This is a genomic window from Nocardioides sp. Z50_6 (genome assembly GCF_058215755.1).
Genome location: NZ_JBZAJB010000004.1, coordinates 289,581 through 305,352, shown reverse-complemented (window position 1 = coordinate 305,352; position 15,772 = coordinate 289,581). Strand labels below are relative to the sequence as shown.

Here is a 15,772-nt window from a genome sequence, read left to right as displayed (position 1 = left end):
ATTGGAAGGTCTGCGCCCGACCCTACGTGACGGGATTGGATCGTGCACATCACTCGCGCTATCTGGACACAATGTCACCCAGAGTTAACAACTGGCCCACGCTCGGGCCGGGATGTCCGGGTCCTCCGGGGGCGGGGCTAGCATGTGGGCTGCTGTTCCGACGAGAGGCGCTAGTCAGTCATGACCCACACCCACGCCGACTACCAGCTGAGTCAGCTCGACCAGCTGGAGGCGGAGTCGATCCACATCTTCCGCGAGGTCGCTGCGGAGTTCGAGAAGCCGGTACTGATGTTCTCCGGCGGCAAGGACTCCATCGTGATGATGCGGCTGGCCGAGAAGGCCTTCTTCCCCGCGAAGATCCCCTTCCCCGTCCTCCAGGTCGACACCGGCCTGGACTTCGACGAGGTGCTCTCCACTCGCGACAACTGGGTCAACCGCCTGGGCGTGCGGCTCATCGTGGCGAGTGTCGACGAGGCCATCGCGAGCGGTGTCGTCGTCGACGACGGCAAGACCTCGCGCAACCGCCTCCAGATCGGCACCCTGCTGCACGCCATCGAGGAGGGCGGCTTCACCGCCGCCTTCGGTGGCGGCCGCCGCGACGAGGAGAAGGCCCGTGCCAAGGAGCGCGTCTACTCCCACCGCGACGAGTTCGGCCAGTGGGACCCCAAGATGCAGCGCCCCGAGCTGTGGAGCCTCTACAACGGGCGCATCCACCCGGGTGAGCACATGCGCATCTTCCCGATCTCCAACTGGACCGAGCTCGACGTCTGGCACTACATCGACCGCGAGGGCATCGAGATCCCGTCGATCTACTTCGCCCACGAGCGCGAGGTCATCAAGCGCGACGGCATGTGGCTGAGCCTCTCCGACGCCGTGCAGCCCAAGGGCAACGAGACGGTGGAGAAGAAGATGGTCCGCTTCCGCACGGTGGGCGACAAGTCCCAGACCGGCTGCGTGGAGTCGACCGCGTCCACCACAGCCGAGATCATCGACGAGATCGCCATCGCCCGGGTCACCGAGCGCGGCGCGACCCGCGGTGACGACCGATTCTCCGAGGCGGCCATGGAAGACCGCAAGAAGGAAGGCTACTTCTGATGAGCCCCGAGATCTCTCCCGTCGCCGAGAAGCACGAGGGACGGGCCCCGATGGACCTGCTCCGCTTCGCCACCGCCGGCTCGGTCGACGACGGCAAGTCGACGCTGATCGGGCGCCTGCTGCTCGACTCGAAGTCGATCTTCGAAGACCAGCTCGAGGCCGTCGAGGCGTCGTCGCAGTCCAAGGGCTACGACTACACCGACCTGGCGCTGCTCACCGACGGTCTCCGCTCAGAGCGCGAGCAGGGCATCACCATCGACGTGGCCTACCGCTACTTCGCCACCCCGAGCCGCAAGTTCATCATCGCGGACACCCCCGGGCACATCCAGTACACCCGCAACATGGTCACCGGAGCCTCCACCGCCGACCTGGGTCTCGTGCTGGTCGACGCCCGCCACGGGCTGACCGAGCAGTCGCGCCGTCACGCGGTGCTGCTGTCGCTGCTGCGGGTGCCGCACCTCGTGCTGGCCGTCAACAAGATGGACCTCGTCGACTGGGACGAGGCCATCTATGAGCGCATCCACCACGAGTTCACGACGTTCGCCACCAAGCTCAACATCCCGGACCTCGAGGTCATCCCGATCTCGGCGCTCAACGGCGACAACGTGGTGACCCGCAGCGAGAACACCCCCTGGTATCACGGGCCGACGCTGATGCACCACCTCGAGCACGTGCACGTGGCCTCCGACCGCGACCTCGTCGACGTCCGCTTCCCCGTGCAGTACGTCGTGCGCCCGAAGTCGGACGCCTTCCACGACTACCGCGGCTACGCCGGCATGGTCGCCGGCGGCGTGCTGAAGAAGGGCGACGAGGTCATCGTGCTGCCCAGCGGCATGACCTCGACCATCGAGGCGATCGACCTCTTCGACAAGGAGATCGACCAGGCTTTCCCGCCCATGTCGGTCACCATCCGTCTGGCCGACGACGTGGACGTGAGCCGCGGCGACATGATCGCCCGCGTCAACAACGCGCCCAAGCCCAGCCAGGACATCGACGCGATGATCTGCTGGATGACCAACGAGCCGCTGCGGCCGCGTCAGAAGCTGGCCATCAAGCACACCACCCGCAACGGACGCGCCATGGTGAAGGACATCCAGTACCGCTTGGACGTCAACAGCCTGCACCGGGACCAGGACACCAAGGAGCTCGGGCTCAACGAGATCGGGCGGGTGCAGCTGCGCACAACGGTGCCTTTGCTGTGCGACCCGTACGCGAAGAACCGGACGACGGGCTCGTTCATCCTGATCGACGAGGCCACCGGGGTGACCGTCGGAGCAGGGATGATCAACACCGGCTCTTGAGCTCTCAGAGCATGGCAGAAGCCCCGGGCCTCGGCCCGGGGCTTCTGTCGTCTTGGAGCCTGTTCAGGTCACCCAGCCTCGCGGAGTGACTCCCTGTTCTCGCGATACCAGTCGACCGTTGCTTGAATTCCTTCGCGCAAGCCGATCTGCGCCTCCCAGCCCGCTTCCTGCAGTTTGGTCACGTCCAGAAGCTTCTGCGGCGTGCCGTCCGGCTTGGAGGTATCCCACTCGGTCTTGCCCTGGTAGCCGACTGCCTCAGCCACGAAGCTAGCAATCTCCTTGATGGTGGCGTCGCGACCCGTGCCAACGTTGACCTGCTGGGGTCCGTCGTAGTGCTCCATCAAGTGGACGCACGCTGCGGCCATGTCATCGACGTGGAGGAATTCCCGCCGAGGCGATCCGCTCCCCCAGTTGGTGACCACTCCGGCGCCCGACTCCCGTGCCTCGTCGTAGCGTCGGATCAACGCGGGCAGGACGTGACTCCCCGTGGGGGAGAAGTTGTCACCCGGGCCGTACAGGTTGGTGGGCATGGCGGAGATCCACGGCCGCCCATACTGACGGCGTACTGCCTGAACACCGAGGATCCCGGCGATCTTGGCGATCGCATAGGCATCGTTGGTCGGCTCCAGGTGCCCCGTCAGGAGTGAATCCTCACGGATCGGTTGCTCGGCCAGTCTGGGGTAGATGCAGGACGAGCCAAGGAACAGCAGGCGCTCGGTGCCGTGCTCCAGAGCGGCGTCCATGACGTTGGTCTGGATGCGGAGGTTCTCGCTTAAGAAGTCGACCGGGTAGGTGTCGTTGGCGAGGATGCCGCCCACCTTCGCCGCGGCCAACACCACGTAACGGGGCCGTGTCTCGGCAAAGAAGTCGAAGACGTCGCCCCGCTCCTTCAGGTCGAGCTCGCTCGAGGATCTCCCCACCAGGTTGGTGTGCCCTCGGCCCTCCAACTGGCGCCAGATCCCAGACCCCACCATTCCGCGATGTCCGGCGATATAGGTCGTCGCACTACGGTCTAGTGCACCCGGCACGAAGTCGATGTCCCCCATCAGAACTTCGGCCACCCCTCGAGCGTCGGCTGGTCGATCCAGTGCCGCCCTTCGTGCTGGAGTGCCTCGACGTCCGCGTCGACCATGATCCGGGCGAGCTCGTCAGTCTGTACCGTCGCCTTCCAGCCCAGGTTGCGCTCAGCCTTGCTCGCATCCCCGACGAGAGCATCCACCTCCGTGGGACGGAGGTATCGCTCGTCGAACTTCACGTGCTTCTCCCAGTCGAGGCCCGCGTGCTCGAAGGCGGTCACGACGAAGTCCCGCACCGTGAAGTTGCCGCCGGTGGCGAGGACGTAGTCATCCGGCTCGTCGGCCTGAAGCATGCGCCACATGCCTTCGACGTACTCCGGGGCGTAACCCCAGTCGCGGATCGAATCGAGGTTGCCGAGGTAGACGTGCTCGTCCAGCCCTGCCTTGATGCGGGCGACAGCGCGCGTGATCTTGCGCGTCACGAAGGTCTCGCCACGGCGCGGGGACTCGTGGTTGAACAAGATGCCGTTCGTTGCGAAGAGGCCGTAGCCCTCGCGGTAGTTCTTGGTCACCCAGTAGGCATATACCTTGGCCGCCCCGTAGGGAGAGCGGGGATAGAAGGGCGTCTCCTCATTCTGCGGAGGAGGGGTAGCGCCGAACATCTCGGAACTGGACGCCTGGTAGTAGCGGCACTTCACGCCCGCAACCCGAACTGCTTCCAGCAGACGCATGGCACCGATGCCGGTGGTGTCGCCTGTGTGCTCGGGTTCGTCGAAGCTCACTCGGACGTGCGACTGCGCGGCGAGGTTGTAGACCTCGTCGGGATCGATCTCTCCGAGCAGCGTCACCAAGCGGGCCCCGTCTGACAGATCGCCGTAGTGGAGAAAGAGTTTGGCTCCGGGGTTGTGCGGGTCAACGTAGAGGTGATCGATCCTCGAGGTGTTGAAGGTTGAGGCGCGGCGGATGAGTCCGTGAACCTCGTATCCCTTGCCCAGCAGAAGCTCCGCGAGATAAGAGCCGTCCTGCCCAGTGATTCCCGTAATCAGGGCCTTCTTCATGTAACGCTCCTCCATCTACGCGACGGGCGACGCTCAACGAGATCCGAAATCCAGTTCTCGAAACTGTCGAGCGCAGCACTCTCTGAAAGGTGTTCTCTAAAAAAAGCGCGGCCGCGGTCGCCAAACTCATCCGTCGCGTCCTTATCGCGCGCCACTGATTCTACTGCAGTCAGGAGCGCCTCTGGCTCCCCAGGCTCGACGCGGACACCCGCCCCCGATAGCGCGATTTCCCCTGCGGTGACACTCCCTGTGGCCGTGGCAGCGATGATTGGCCGGCCGCTCGTGTAGTAAGAAGTCAACTTACTTGGGACTGACATTTCCGCAACCCCCGGCAACTCGTTGACCAACAGAACATCCGCGGCTGCGAGAGCTTTCCCGTAATCACCATCCGAAAGAGGCGGGAGGAATTCGAGGCGTTGCACGCCCGCGCTCGCCGACACAAGGGAGGGCAATTGATTTCCCCCGCCTAGCAGAACGAAGCGCACTTGCGAGACGCGATCATCCGCGCATCGAGCCGCGTTGATCACGTTCTCCAGTCCTTGCTTGACCCCCATATTTCCCGCGTGGAGCGCGATCACGTCCGAATCCTTCCATCCAAAGTGAGCGCGAAAGGCCTGTCGATCAGCAGCATCGACTGGTTGCATGTGGCTCCAGTTGCGGATGACACGCACACTCTTCTCCGGCAAGCCGAACTCTCCGCACATGATATTCTGGAACCGCGAATGTACAACCGCCACACCATCGCTCGTTCGCACCGCGAGGGCTTCGATGCGAGCCACGACGCTCGCTATAGTCGACCCCACCTCACCCGTCTCAGCTATGCCTCGGGAGTAGAGATCTTGAACCCAAATGCCGACGGGGGACCTGCGGCGCGTCAACCTAGCACGCAAAAGACTGACGGCACTGGACAGTAGCGCGGGACTGACCAGAATCACGACATCTGTCGTACCCCAGTTCTGAATAGCAGCGCGCAACCCAAACGCAGACTCCATGATGATTCGTCGAGCAGTTGTAGGGTCGCTCGGAACGGGATGCCACAGGCGGGTAATTTCGACCCCGCGCTCAGTCCGTGTCTCCCTCCAAGCCCCATAATTTGGAAAGATCTCCCAGTTGGGGTAGTGCGGGACTCCGGTTATCACCCGCACCTCGTGCCCCCTAGAAGCTAGCCCTTCGGCGAGCTTCGTCGTGTAGGGAGCATTCCCGCTCGGTTCAGGAGCGTAATGCATGCCAATGATGAGGACCCGTAAACCATGTCTCATCGGGAAGACCCTCTCGCTCTGTCCATGCCGTCAGGCTAGTGGCCCTAGCGCACGAACAGAGAACCCAACCAGTGCTCCCGATGGTCAGACTCGCGTCTCGCGCCGTGGCGCCCTTCCGCGTAGCCTCTCCAGCACCGCCGTAGAATGGCCCCATGGACTCACCCACTCGCAGTCTTTCGGGCTTCAGCGGGGCTGGCTATGACATTGGCCGCGGCAAAATCACACAGGCCCTTTGGTTACTGGTCTCGGGATCCGTGTTCATGCGATGGTGGATGCCTGCGCGCTGTCGCGTCTGGCTCCTGCGCGCGTTCGGTGCCGACGTGGGGGAGGACGTGTTGGTCCGTCACCGCGTAAGGATTCACTGGCCATGGAAGCTGCGAATCGGTGATTCTTCTTGGATCGGCGAGGGTTCTTGGCTGTTGAATCTTGAGCCCATCGACATCGGCGCCAATGTGTGTGTATCGCAAGACGTGCTGCTGTGCACCGGGAGCCATGACAGACATTCGAAAACATTCGAGTTTGACAATGGCCCTATAGTCGTTGGAGATGGGGCGTGGATTGCCGCGCGAGCCACGGTTTTGCGGGGCGTCACAATTGGACGCCGAGCCACAGTAGGCGCCTCTGCCCTGGTCACGACTGACGTTCTTGCCGACTCTCTCATTCTGGCTCCTTCCGCCAAGACGAGACGTGCATCCTGATGCGCATACTCCAAGTAGCGACGCTTGTCAGCCCAGACGGTGCATACGGCGGCCCAGTTCGAGTAGCAATAAATCAATGCCGAACACTTCGGGAGTTGGGGCATGAAGTTACATTCGCAGCCGGTGAACGTGGCTACGCTCAGGTGCCTACTGAACTCGACTCAATCCCCGTCAGGCTGTTCCCTGTTCGGCGAATCGTGCCGGGAACCGGATTTGCGGGGTTGAGTTCGCCACACTTACGCCGATGGCTCAAAAGGGAGGCGAGCCAGTTCGACGTAGTTCATGTACACTTGGCACGCGACCTCGTAACATTGCCGATTGGCGCAACAGCTCTACGACTAGGGCTGCCTGTCGTAGTCCAAACGCATGGAATGATCGACAAGAGCACCAACCCGCTCGCTCGACCTATCGACGCTGTCCTCACCCGTCCCATCTTGCGAAGCGCCTCCGCCGCCCTGTTTTTGACCCAGCGCGAACGTAGGGATGTCGAAGAGGTTGCTGGACCGCTGGCACACATGAAGGAACTCGGAAACGGAGTTCCTCTGCCTTCTGATCAATTATTCGCGCGCCGCCCGAATGTGCTATTCCTCGCGAGGCTACAATCGAGAAAACGACCCGTCGATTTCGTTAAGGCGGCCATGCAATTGGCGAACAAGCACCCAGATACTCATTGGCTTCTTGCCGGCCCCGACGAGGGGGAAGCGGCGGCCGTAACAAGACTGATATCTGAGTCGAGGCTTAAGAACCTGACATGGGTAGGTGCGGTCCCGCCGGAAGACACGCTCGCCCATATGGCCTCTGCCGCAATCTACTGTCTCCCGTCTGTGGATGAGCCGTATCCGATGAGCGTCTTGGAGGCCCTATCGGTCGGTACTCCAGTGATCGTTACCGACTCGTGTGGCCTTGCGGACGCGGTGGCCTCGTCTGGGGCAGGGCTAGTCACCGACGGATCCGTCCAGTCCTTGGTTCACGCCCTGGACCAGATGCTCGGCAATCCGGCAGAGCGTGTTCGGATGGGAGAGCGGGCGGCACATCTTGCTGCCACTCGATTCAATATGGCATCGGTGGGCACTGCCCTTGAATCCATCTACGCCGAGGCCATTTGATTTAGATGCGCCGAGTTCTTATCGTACAGCCCTATGTTCCACTATACCGGGTTTCGTTCTTCAATTCCTTAGAGTGCACACTGCGAAGGCAGGGGGTTTCCTTAGTTGTCGCCGCCCCCTCCGCAACGGGAGATCAGGCGAAACGAGGAGACGCTGCATTGGACCAACCATGGCATCTCCGCACGGAACAGCGCGTCAAGACACTACCATTCGCGAAATTCACATACTACGGCGCCGCCACGCATATTCTGAAAGCGCATGCCGTAATCGTCCCCGCCGCTGCTTCCTGCCTTGACACGCATCTAGCAATGCTCGCACAAATCCGGGGGACTAGAGTAGGACTATGGGGGCACATTGCCAACTACGTCAAGGAGGCGAACCGTCTAGATGTGGCCATCGAGACAAGGCTGATCAAACGGGCAAACCACGTTTTCGCCTACACGGATGCCGGAGCAGCCGAGGCCAAGTCACGCGGCGTACCAACTGAACGAGTCACCTCGGTCGGCAATACAATCGATACAGGTGAACTGGAGACCGCGCGCGCTCAACTAAGGGCGACTGAGATTTCTTCCTTCCGTGATGCCCTAGGCATAGGCGACACGCCGACCGGCTTGTACTTGGGTGGCCTTGACGCGGACAAGCGAGTTGACCTACTGGCGGCGTCCCTAGATCTCCTGTGGGCTCGGGGTATTCCATTCAAGCTTCTCGTCTGCGGGTTGGGTGTTGAGCGGGAACGCCTGACCCCAGCGTCGGAGCGGGGGCAGGTGGTACTCCTTGGGCAGGCAGATGCGCGCCTCAAAGCTATCGCCGGCGCCGCATCGTCAGTCTTGGTGAACCCCGGACGAATCGGATTAACCGCTGTTGATGCGCTGGTGCTCGGTCTGCCACTTGTCACGTCTGACTGGGCGTACCATGCGCCGGAAGCGGAGTACTTGGTCCCTGGAAGGGATCTATTCACCACCACTTCTGATCCGGGCGACTTTGCGGATCTCATCATGGCGGTCTGCTCCGCCCCGCCCGCCACTCTATCGGCACCCCCAACCCTCGAGCGAATGGTTTCGTCGTTTGCTTCCGGTATAACCACAATGCTCAGCCGTTGATTTTGCTATCTCTGCATGCGAGGCAGTGTGGGCGCACCTAATTCCCATCGATTGCAGTGCAAATCACCTCTGCGAACACTTCGGGAGTAAACTGCAGGATTTCTGGATCACTAATCGGTTCGTCGAACTGTTCGCGGGAGTAGATCATTTGCTGCGTCAGGTTCGAAAGATTCGGGGCGACAGGGAAGACTCCACGCATATCGCGCACCGAGTCGAGCACCCCACACTGTGCGGATACTACCGCGTGGAGCCCGGCTGCCAGAGCCTCGTTCACGACCAATCCCCAGACCTCTTCAGAGGAAGCCAGAATCAGAGTGTCGTGATTGGCAAGCACCTCCGGCAAGTCAGCGTTGTTGATATGCCCCACGACTTGGACGCGCTCCGATATCTCCCGGGAAGTCAAGTATTCGACGATCCTTGCCTTTAACGGACCGGTGCCAACTATGGTTAAAGTGTCGTCCGGCCTTGCTACTTGTTCAAAAGCGCGGATGATCTCTAGAACACGCTTCCGCGGGATTAACTGACCGACGTAAATGAACGCATGTCCGACGCGCGAGACATTTGAGCGTGTCTTCTGAGCTTGAAAGAAGGCCGAAGTGTTTACGGAGTTGAAACCCACTCGAATCCGCTCCGGCGGTACACCCATGGCCTCGACGGCCGCCGCAGCGGCGATGCCCGGCACGACGACGCACGACATCGCCCGAAAAAAGATGCGTCGCGCAAATGGAATCGGCCCCTTTCGCCATCGTTGCGACTCTAGTGTACTTTCGTAGAATGCGATGACGCGAGACCCCTTAAACCTGGCCGCGAGCAGAACTTGGAAATAGGCGGGGGATTCCCATCCCCCCAGGATCACAACTCCCCTGCGAGGCACCCACTTTGAACCGATGAGGCTTCGTATGACGTAATGCCGGTGAGGCCCTCGGCTCGCGCGGATCGCTGGGAGCTCTACGTATTTCACTCCGTGAGATTCGCTATGCTCCCAATCATTGGGTCTACCGGCTTCGCCAGCCCGGATGGTTTCGTTTGATTCGAGCAGCCCGACCGTGAGGTCGTGTCGATGCGAAAGGTGCCGCCACAGCGGCACGCGGTACGGCGCAGCCATATTGGTGAGCCACAGGACCTGACGCGTCGACTGTTCCCTTTGACCGTTCATCTACGACTCCTGGTTCGCCGCGTTGAGGCTGCATGCCGGGCTGAAAGCGCCTCGACAGTGTGCACTACTGACGAGTACGACGCTGTCAATGAGCGGTTTGCGAAGACAGAGGTACCTGTGCCTCAGAACGGCTTCGTCTGCTATGGGAAAGTCGTGGCGATTTCTGCGATCGTCACGCCCGCCCCGGGTGGTCTGCCCCATGGATTGCGTGAGGTGCGCGATCCATCGGTCGCACGAGGTCAACGGGTTGTGCGTCCCAGGTCCCGAACGGCTGACCCGTGGATTCTCGTGCCCCACGAGCCCCTCAGTAGGAGGTATGGCACCCCGCGGATGCACCGCGGTTCAGCGGGAAGGTCCTGAGTCGCCGCTCCCATGGGTTTGGGCATCGGTCCAGAGGCGGGCACGCCCACGCGAGGCGTAGCTGATCGCCTGCCCTGAAGTACTGGGGACGTTCAGACGAGCCGAACAAGCGGCCGCTCGAGCAGATCAGTCATCAAATGATCGAGGACGTTGTCGACCGCCCGGAGATTGTCGATGTCGACGGCACGCGAAAACTGACCCCCAGATTGCCGTTGACAGAGATGTGCGTAAGCACCAGACGATGTACAAGGCAATTTGCGGCCACGCCCGTGGCGAGCTAGAACACGACTGGCGAAGCGACTGCGCCGCGGCTGAGCAGTTCTCGCGCCCCAGAACAGCGTCGACAACAGCCGCCGGCCGCGGTTCGTCGACCCGATGGCACCGATGGCACTGACCAGCGAGGCCCCGGCCGAAGTCGAAGACCGCACCGTGCCGGGCCTCGGAAAGTGAGCTCGTCGTCGGCGCCGCCCAGGATTCGGGGATCGCGACGCAGGTCGAATGCTCGAGCAGGTCTGTCATGCTCGCCCCCGTCGGACGCGACTGTAGCGCCGACGCCGTCCGCCAGACCCTCATCGACATCGGGGACAACTGCCCGACGCGCTACGCCGATCGGCTCACCCGGACCAGGCCTCTGAAAGGTCAAGGCGCCGCGCCTCCACGTGGCCACCGACTCGCCGTCTACTTCTGTGAACCCGCCTCGCCCGTCGGCGCGGCAGCAACCGGAACACCATCGGCCGCCTGCAGCAGTACTTCCCCAAGGGTGTCGACCAGTCCAAACTGACGATCGACAAACTCCAGCACGACGCCGACGAGCTCAACGGCCGGCCCCCGAAAGTCGCTCGATCGAGACACCCAACTGAGCGACTCGCTGCTTAATATGACGTCTCTTGACCATGACCGTTGCTGGGACGGCTGGAATCCAAGCCCCGCGAGGGCAAGGTCCACTGCGCCGACGTGCTCGACACCTGCTCCCGACGCGTAATCGGATGGTCGATCGACTCCACACACACCGCTGCGATAGTGACCAGCGCCTTGGGACGGCCATCGACAGGCGTCTCGACCGGGTACAGCTGCCCTGCACGGCGATCCACTCCGATCAGGGTATGGAATCCACCTCCTTGGGCGTTGCCCCGCGGGGGGGGGGCGGGTTGGACGCTTGGAAGGGCCGATCAACGACTGCTACGACAACTCCTTGATGGAGACATTCTGGTCCCGCATGCAGGTCGAGCTCCTGGATCGCGCACGCTGGCCTACGAGAACGCGGTCTTCGACGGACCTGGAAATCTGGCACAACCGACAGCTCCACTCCGCACTGGAATTCCTTCCCCTAGGCCTGTTCGAAGCGCAGGCTCGATCAACCTTGGCTCAGAATCCATCATCCGGGCTCCACCATTCCTGCGGCACCCCAAACTCTCCGGACACGCCGGAGGCGCTCAAACTCGCCCATAGGGCCATTCCAGCCGTAAACGCAAGGGCCACCCTTGGGCCCGAAGTAGACACGCGCCCTCGGCGCAGCCTTGCATAAGCGACCTACTCTCCTGAAAGGACCCGCCTCCTACTAAGAAGGCGAAGACCCAGCGCGGTCAGGACGCTGAGGAGCAGCGCTTGGGCCACGGCGAACGCGGTAGCGGCCCCGAGGGCACCCCAATTGGATGCAACCAGTGCCGTTATCAACAATTGAACGGCGACCACGAAACCCATCGCAGCAGCCACTGCACGCTGGAATCCCCGCGCTTGCAAGAACCCCGCAACAGGCTGGTTGCCGATGGCCGCAGTCGTTCCAATCGCAAGCACTGTCAGCACCATCGCAGAGTCCGCATAATGAGGTCCGAGAAGTATTCCGACTACCCATTTGGAGGAAGCAGCCACAGTTAGTGCTGCCGCGACTGCGAGGCCGATTATCCATAATCCGGGAATCACCGAACGCAGTGCTTGGGATGCACTGTGGGCTCGCGCGACGATCGGCAGCATCGCCTGCGTGAAGGCGTTAACCACTAGGGCGAGAGGCGCCGTCCAGCGATTCACTGCCCCGTATATGCCTGCAGCATTTGGACCCGCCACTATTCCAAGCAGAACGACATCCAGTCCCTGAGCGCTCGTCGCTACCGAGAACGAGCCAAAAGCCGCCGAACCGTGCCAAGGATTCGTCCCTCGCCAGCTCCAACGGAATCTGATGCCCAGAGGGGTGCACAGGACGGCAACAACAGTTGCCATCAGGGCTCCAGCGCACAAACCCCCCACAAGGGAGGCTTCCGGCGGCCAGCCGGCCGACCACAGGGCACCCATGGCGCAAGCAGCCAGCGTCCTTTCAATCACTTGTAGCAAACCAACTAGGGGCGCCTGCTGGGCTGCGCGCAGGGGCACGCACGTGGACTGAATCAGGACCGTTGTGAACGCTACAAGTCCAGCCGCTGCCAAGAGCCAGGAATCGGGCCGCAATGCTAGAATCGTCCCTGCCCAAAGGATGGCAACCAAGCCAGCAAGAGTGGCCTTGCCTATGTATCTCGAGCTCACTTGGCGGACGCTCAGCCGACTGGCCGCGATCTCCCGCACCCAGAGGCTATTTGTACCGAAATCGAGAATTCCGGCGGCCACCGTTCCTAAGGCCAAAGCCGTCACCGCTCCCCCAAAGGAGGAAGGGGTTGCCTGTGCGGCTGCGACTAGGTACATCGCGGCAGTGATCACTTGTCCCAAACCGGTGCCGAAAGCGAGCCCAAGAGCCTGTGCATTGATGGACCCTTTACGTGGCGTCAACTGATCAAGGCTCTCGCGAAGTCGTCTTCGTCCAAGGGACCGGATGGGTTGGGTTCGTCGAAACTCATAACCCGCTCAATCGCGGACATGATTGCGCTCCGCTCCAACTGTGCCCAAGTCGCCTGACCTGGCACGGCGTCACAATCTCGCCGCAAAGAATGTGCGCCTGCCGCGAGGACCCTAGTGCCTGCCGCTCTCGCCTTCCCGAATAGCCCACTAGGCCCTTCGTTCGAGTGCGCTAGGACAACGACGTCTAAGGCCCCAATTGCTGAATCCAACTCAACTTCATCCAAGAGACGGTCAACCACCACCGTCCTGACGCGGCGAGAACTGCACTCCTCATGATCCCGTAGGAAGTCGGAAACCTCGGGGGCAATCTGGCCAGCAACCAGCAGCCCCACCGGCTTGGCAAGGGCGACGCCCTCCAGCGCGCTGACAACCAGCGGAACGTTCTTCCTAGGGGATACTGCACCGAGAATGCCGAACCACACTCTTGACGAGTCGAGGGACCAATCTCGTTTCAGATTTGTGATATTCGAAGGTTTCGCCGAAAAACTCACGGGATCCTGCACTATAGGCAACGGACTCGATGTCGCAGATACGCTGCCCAGCGTCTTAACTCGAATCGTGCGGCAGCAATTCAGCGACAAGAGCAGAGCCCACTTCACGGCCCACTTAATTCGGCCAAGGACAACGCCACCCTCCCTGTCAGCCTGGCTTCGCATAATCAGGAGGGACAAATCCCCTGGTGCACGCCATCCTCTCCTCAGGAACAGCGCCTTCAGATGCCGATCCGCGTCCGGGACAACCGTTAGGTTCGCCATAGTCATCTGTGCAGCCACTTCAACTTGTCGCCAAGTCGCCTCGTCCGAAAATATCAAGCTTATGTTCTTCCTATACGCCGTCAAGTGGAGATCGAAGGCTTGGCGCGCCGCAGGCGTATCGGGAAGTAGCAGGGTTACGTTTTCCCCGCTGTTCATTAAATATCGAATCAGCAGGCGCACATAGTAAAGGCGGTGCCCCGTCGCGTTCAACTCAGCGATTAAGATGTTCTTGGGCGCCTGTGTGCTGCGTTCCGGGTTGCGGGAGCGGCCACCGGGCCGCCGTCTCCATCGTTCGCTCAGCAGATGGGTTGGCAGATCACGCACACGCGTCAGAACTGATTTGGAATTGAGCGACACACTCATACACCGATTCTCTGAGGGGCTGACAGGCGTTCCAAGACCGCGCGGAGACGAGAGGCACATTGGCTGTCAACGTAACGCGACAACTTTCCGAGCGTAAGCGCAGTTCATCACTCCGCTAGCGAGCGATTCTGTACCCTACGGTCCACTTCGATCCCATTGGAAGAGGGTACAGCGCTAATGATCCTCCATTATATGACGTAGGCTTCATCCCGCGTCCGAGTAGGACGGCTCCGTGGCCCCTGACTCCACAGAAGCCGAGGCCATCAAGCTCTTCGCCAACACCTACCTCGCGATGCGGGTCGCCTACTTCAACGAGCTCGACTCCTTCGCCGTCACCCGCGGCCTCGACACCCGCGCCATCATCGACGGCGTCGGCCTCGACCCCCGGATCGGCACCCACTACAACAACCCGTCCTTCGGCTACGGCGGCTACTGCCTGCCCAAGGACACCAAGCAGCTCCTCGCCAACTACTCCGAGGTCCCCCAGACCCTCATCTCGGCCATCGTCGAGGCCAACCGCACCCGCAAGGACTTCATCGCCTTCGACATCCTCGACCGGAAGCCCTCCGTGGTCGGCATCCACCGGCTCATCATGAAGGCCGGCTCGGACAACTTCCGCTCCTCCTCCGTCCAGGGATCATGAGGCGGATCAAGCAGTCCACCGCCTCGCACTTGGAGAGATGCAATCTGACCGTCAAATTGAGTTTAGAGTCGACTAGTGGCGCGGATTTGAGGTGGTCGGACGGTTGGCCTTCGCGAGGACTTGTTCGGCGGTCTTGGTCCAGACGAAGGGATGTGAGCGGTCGTTCCAGCCGTCGCTGAACGCACGGATCTTGGCGTTGAGGTCCTTGACGGACTTGAAGACGCCGCGGCGGGTGGCTTGGCGTTCGACGATGCCGAACCAGACCTCGACCGGGTTCATCCACGAGGCGTGGGTAGGGGTGAGGTGCACGACGAACCGGGGGTTCTCGGCGAGCCACGCGCGGACGTTCTTGTGCTTGTGGGCGGCGTAGTTGTCCATCACCAGGTGCAGCTGGACCGGTTGTCCGTCCTCGTCGAGGACGTGACGGTAGGTCCGCTCAATCTGCTTGAGGAAGGCTACGAACTCCGGGTGGCGATGTCTAGGGCGGCGAACAGGGTACTGGTCGTGGCGGTAGTAGTCGTGCGACCTGCGCTCGATTCGGCCATCCTGCATGGGCAGGATCGGCACGGTCCGGTCAGAGCTTGGATCAGGGACTTCTCATCGATGACAGCACGATCGCGTTCTCCGGCCGGGCCAGGTAGAGCCCGCAGATGTCGGTGACCTTGCCGACCAGCTCGGGGTCGGTGGAGAACCGGAACGACTCGGCCTTCCATGGATTGACCCCGTAAGCCTTCCATGGATTGACCCCGTAAGAGCGCCACGCTCGTGCGGTCGAGGTGTTGGGGACCTTGAGCCGATCGGGGCCAGCAGCCGGGTCGACCAGCTGGCGAGGCCGGCCAGGACGTGGCACGTTCGCCAAACCCGCGATCCCATGCTCCTCATAGCGCCCGCGCCAGTTCAGCACCGTGGTCACGGTCGCGTCGGTCAGCTCCGCGATCCGCGGTGTTGGCGACGCCGTCAGCGGCCAGCCTAACGATCCGTGCGCGTTTTGGCTGCCGTCGCGCCGCCCCGGTTCGAACGATTCCAGCGTTCAAGGTCC

12 protein-coding genes and 1 pseudogene are annotated in these 15,772 nt (G+C 61.8%); 6 read left to right on the top strand and 7 right to left on the bottom strand.

All coding sequences use genetic code 11. The annotated features are described in order from the left end of the window. The first annotated feature begins 180 nt into the window (after nt 1-180). Both cysD and AC4BGE_RS12370 read left to right on the top strand, forming a co-directional pair. Entirely contained in the window at nt 181-1,095 is a 915-nt protein-coding gene (cysD, locus tag AC4BGE_RS12375) for a sulfate adenylyltransferase subunit CysD (protein ID WP_490575471.1), read from the top strand. Continuing rightward, nucleotides 1,095-2,396, top strand: coding sequence for a sulfate adenylyltransferase subunit 1 (locus tag AC4BGE_RS12370; RefSeq protein ID WP_490575470.1), 1,302 nt, complete (start codon nt 1,095-1,097; stop codon nt 2,394-2,396). Before cysD ends, AC4BGE_RS12370 begins: the two co-directional genes overlap by 1 nt. 68 nt (nt 2,397-2,464) lie before the next feature. On the opposite strand, the gene AC4BGE_RS12365 is transcribed toward AC4BGE_RS12370, so the two are convergent. The 3 genes from AC4BGE_RS12365 to AC4BGE_RS12355 are packed head-to-tail and all read right to left on the bottom strand — an operon-like array spanning nt 2,465 to nt 5,696. Next, the gene (locus AC4BGE_RS12365) at nt 2,465-3,457 is read right to left on the bottom strand and encodes a GDP-L-fucose synthase family protein (protein WP_490575469.1); all 993 of its coding nucleotides are present in this window, start codon (nt 3,455-3,457) and stop codon (nt 2,465-2,467) included. Further along, the gene (gene gmd, locus AC4BGE_RS12360) at nt 3,442-4,470 is read right to left on the bottom strand and encodes a GDP-mannose 4,6-dehydratase (RefSeq protein ID WP_490575468.1); all 1,029 of its coding nucleotides are present in this window, start codon (nt 4,468-4,470) and stop codon (nt 3,442-3,444) included. Before gmd ends, AC4BGE_RS12365 begins: the two co-directional genes overlap by 16 nt. Continuing rightward, the gene (locus AC4BGE_RS12355; RefSeq protein ID WP_490575467.1) at nt 4,467-5,696 is read right to left on the bottom strand and encodes a glycosyltransferase family 4 protein; all 1,230 of its coding nucleotides are present in this window, start codon (nt 5,694-5,696) and stop codon (nt 4,467-4,469) included. Before AC4BGE_RS12355 ends, gmd begins: the two co-directional genes overlap by 4 nt. A 185-nt stretch (nt 5,697-5,881) precedes the next feature. On the opposite strand from AC4BGE_RS12355, the gene AC4BGE_RS12350 reads away from it, so the two are divergent. From AC4BGE_RS12350 to AC4BGE_RS12340, 3 genes are all read left to right on the top strand, one after another. Beyond that, nucleotides 5,882-6,427 carry an LbetaH domain-containing protein gene (locus tag AC4BGE_RS12350; RefSeq protein WP_490575466.1) on the top strand — a complete coding sequence of 182 codons (546 nt, stop codon included), beginning with the start codon at nt 5,882-5,884 and terminating at the stop codon, nt 6,425-6,427. Next, complete coding sequence (locus AC4BGE_RS12345; RefSeq protein ID WP_490575465.1) at nt 6,427-7,533, top strand: glycosyltransferase; 1,107 nt, start codon at nt 6,427-6,429, stop codon at nt 7,531-7,533. The genes AC4BGE_RS12350 and AC4BGE_RS12345 overlap by 1 nt, the downstream gene beginning before the upstream one ends. Before the next feature lie 389 nt (nt 7,534-7,922). After that, entirely contained in the window at nt 7,923-8,633 is a 711-nt protein-coding gene (locus tag AC4BGE_RS12340) for a glycosyltransferase (RefSeq protein ID WP_490575464.1), read from the top strand. A gap of 37 nt (nt 8,634-8,670) precedes the next feature. On the opposite strand, the gene AC4BGE_RS12335 is transcribed toward AC4BGE_RS12340, so the two are convergent. Both AC4BGE_RS12335 and AC4BGE_RS12330 read right to left on the bottom strand, forming a co-directional pair. After that, complete coding sequence (locus AC4BGE_RS12335) at nt 8,671-9,315, bottom strand: glycosyltransferase family 4 protein (RefSeq protein ID WP_490575463.1); 645 nt, start codon at nt 9,313-9,315, stop codon at nt 8,671-8,673. Nucleotides 9,316-12,899: 3,584 nt separating this feature from the next. After that, a complete protein-coding gene (locus AC4BGE_RS12330) occupies nt 12,900-13,907 on the bottom strand; it encodes a glycosyltransferase family protein (RefSeq protein ID WP_490575462.1) in 1,008 nt (335 codons plus the stop codon). Between the two features lie 427 nt (nt 13,908-14,334). Between AC4BGE_RS12330 and AC4BGE_RS12325 the strand changes: the two are divergent. After that, a pseudogene (locus tag AC4BGE_RS12325) lies at nt 14,335-14,727 on the top strand (UDP-glucose 6-dehydrogenase); the annotation flags it as partial. Between the two features lie 78 nt (nt 14,728-14,805). On the opposite strand, the gene AC4BGE_RS12320 reads toward AC4BGE_RS12325, so the two are convergent. Together AC4BGE_RS12320 and AC4BGE_RS12315 are read right to left on the bottom strand one after the other, a co-directional pair. Next, complete coding sequence (locus AC4BGE_RS12320) at nt 14,806-15,285, bottom strand: transposase (protein WP_490575461.1); 480 nt, start codon at nt 15,283-15,285, stop codon at nt 14,806-14,808. Between the two features lie 34 nt (nt 15,286-15,319). Continuing rightward, nucleotides 15,320-15,592 (bottom strand): hypothetical protein, encoded by a 273-nt coding sequence (locus tag AC4BGE_RS12315; protein ID WP_490575523.1) that lies wholly within the window; start codon nt 15,590-15,592, stop codon nt 15,320-15,322. Nucleotides 15,593-15,772 lie beyond the last annotated feature (180 nt).

Bases quoted from the DNA above. Each gene is read 5' to 3' on its own strand.
- cysD (WP_490575471.1), top strand. From the start codon at position 181: ATGACCCACACCCACGCCGACTACCAGCTGAGTCAGCTCGACCAGCTG.
- AC4BGE_RS12370 (WP_490575470.1), top strand. From the start codon at position 1,095: ATGAGCCCCGAGATCTCTCCCGTCGCCGAGAAGCACGAGGGACGGGCC.
- gmd (WP_490575468.1), bottom strand. From the start codon at position 4,470: ATGAAGAAGGCCCTGATTACGGGAATCACTGGGCAGGACGGCTCTTAT.
- AC4BGE_RS12355 (WP_490575467.1), bottom strand. From the start codon at position 5,696: ATGCATTACGCTCCTGAACCGAGCGGGAATGCTCCCTACACGACGAAG.
- AC4BGE_RS12350 (WP_490575466.1), top strand. From the start codon at position 5,882: ATGGACTCACCCACTCGCAGTCTTTCGGGCTTCAGCGGGGCTGGCTAT.
- AC4BGE_RS12345 (WP_490575465.1), top strand. From the start codon at position 6,427: ATGCGCATACTCCAAGTAGCGACGCTTGTCAGCCCAGACGGTGCATAC.
- AC4BGE_RS12320 (WP_490575461.1), bottom strand. From the start codon at position 15,285: ATGCAGGATGGCCGAATCGAGCGCAGGTCGCACGACTACTACCGCCAC.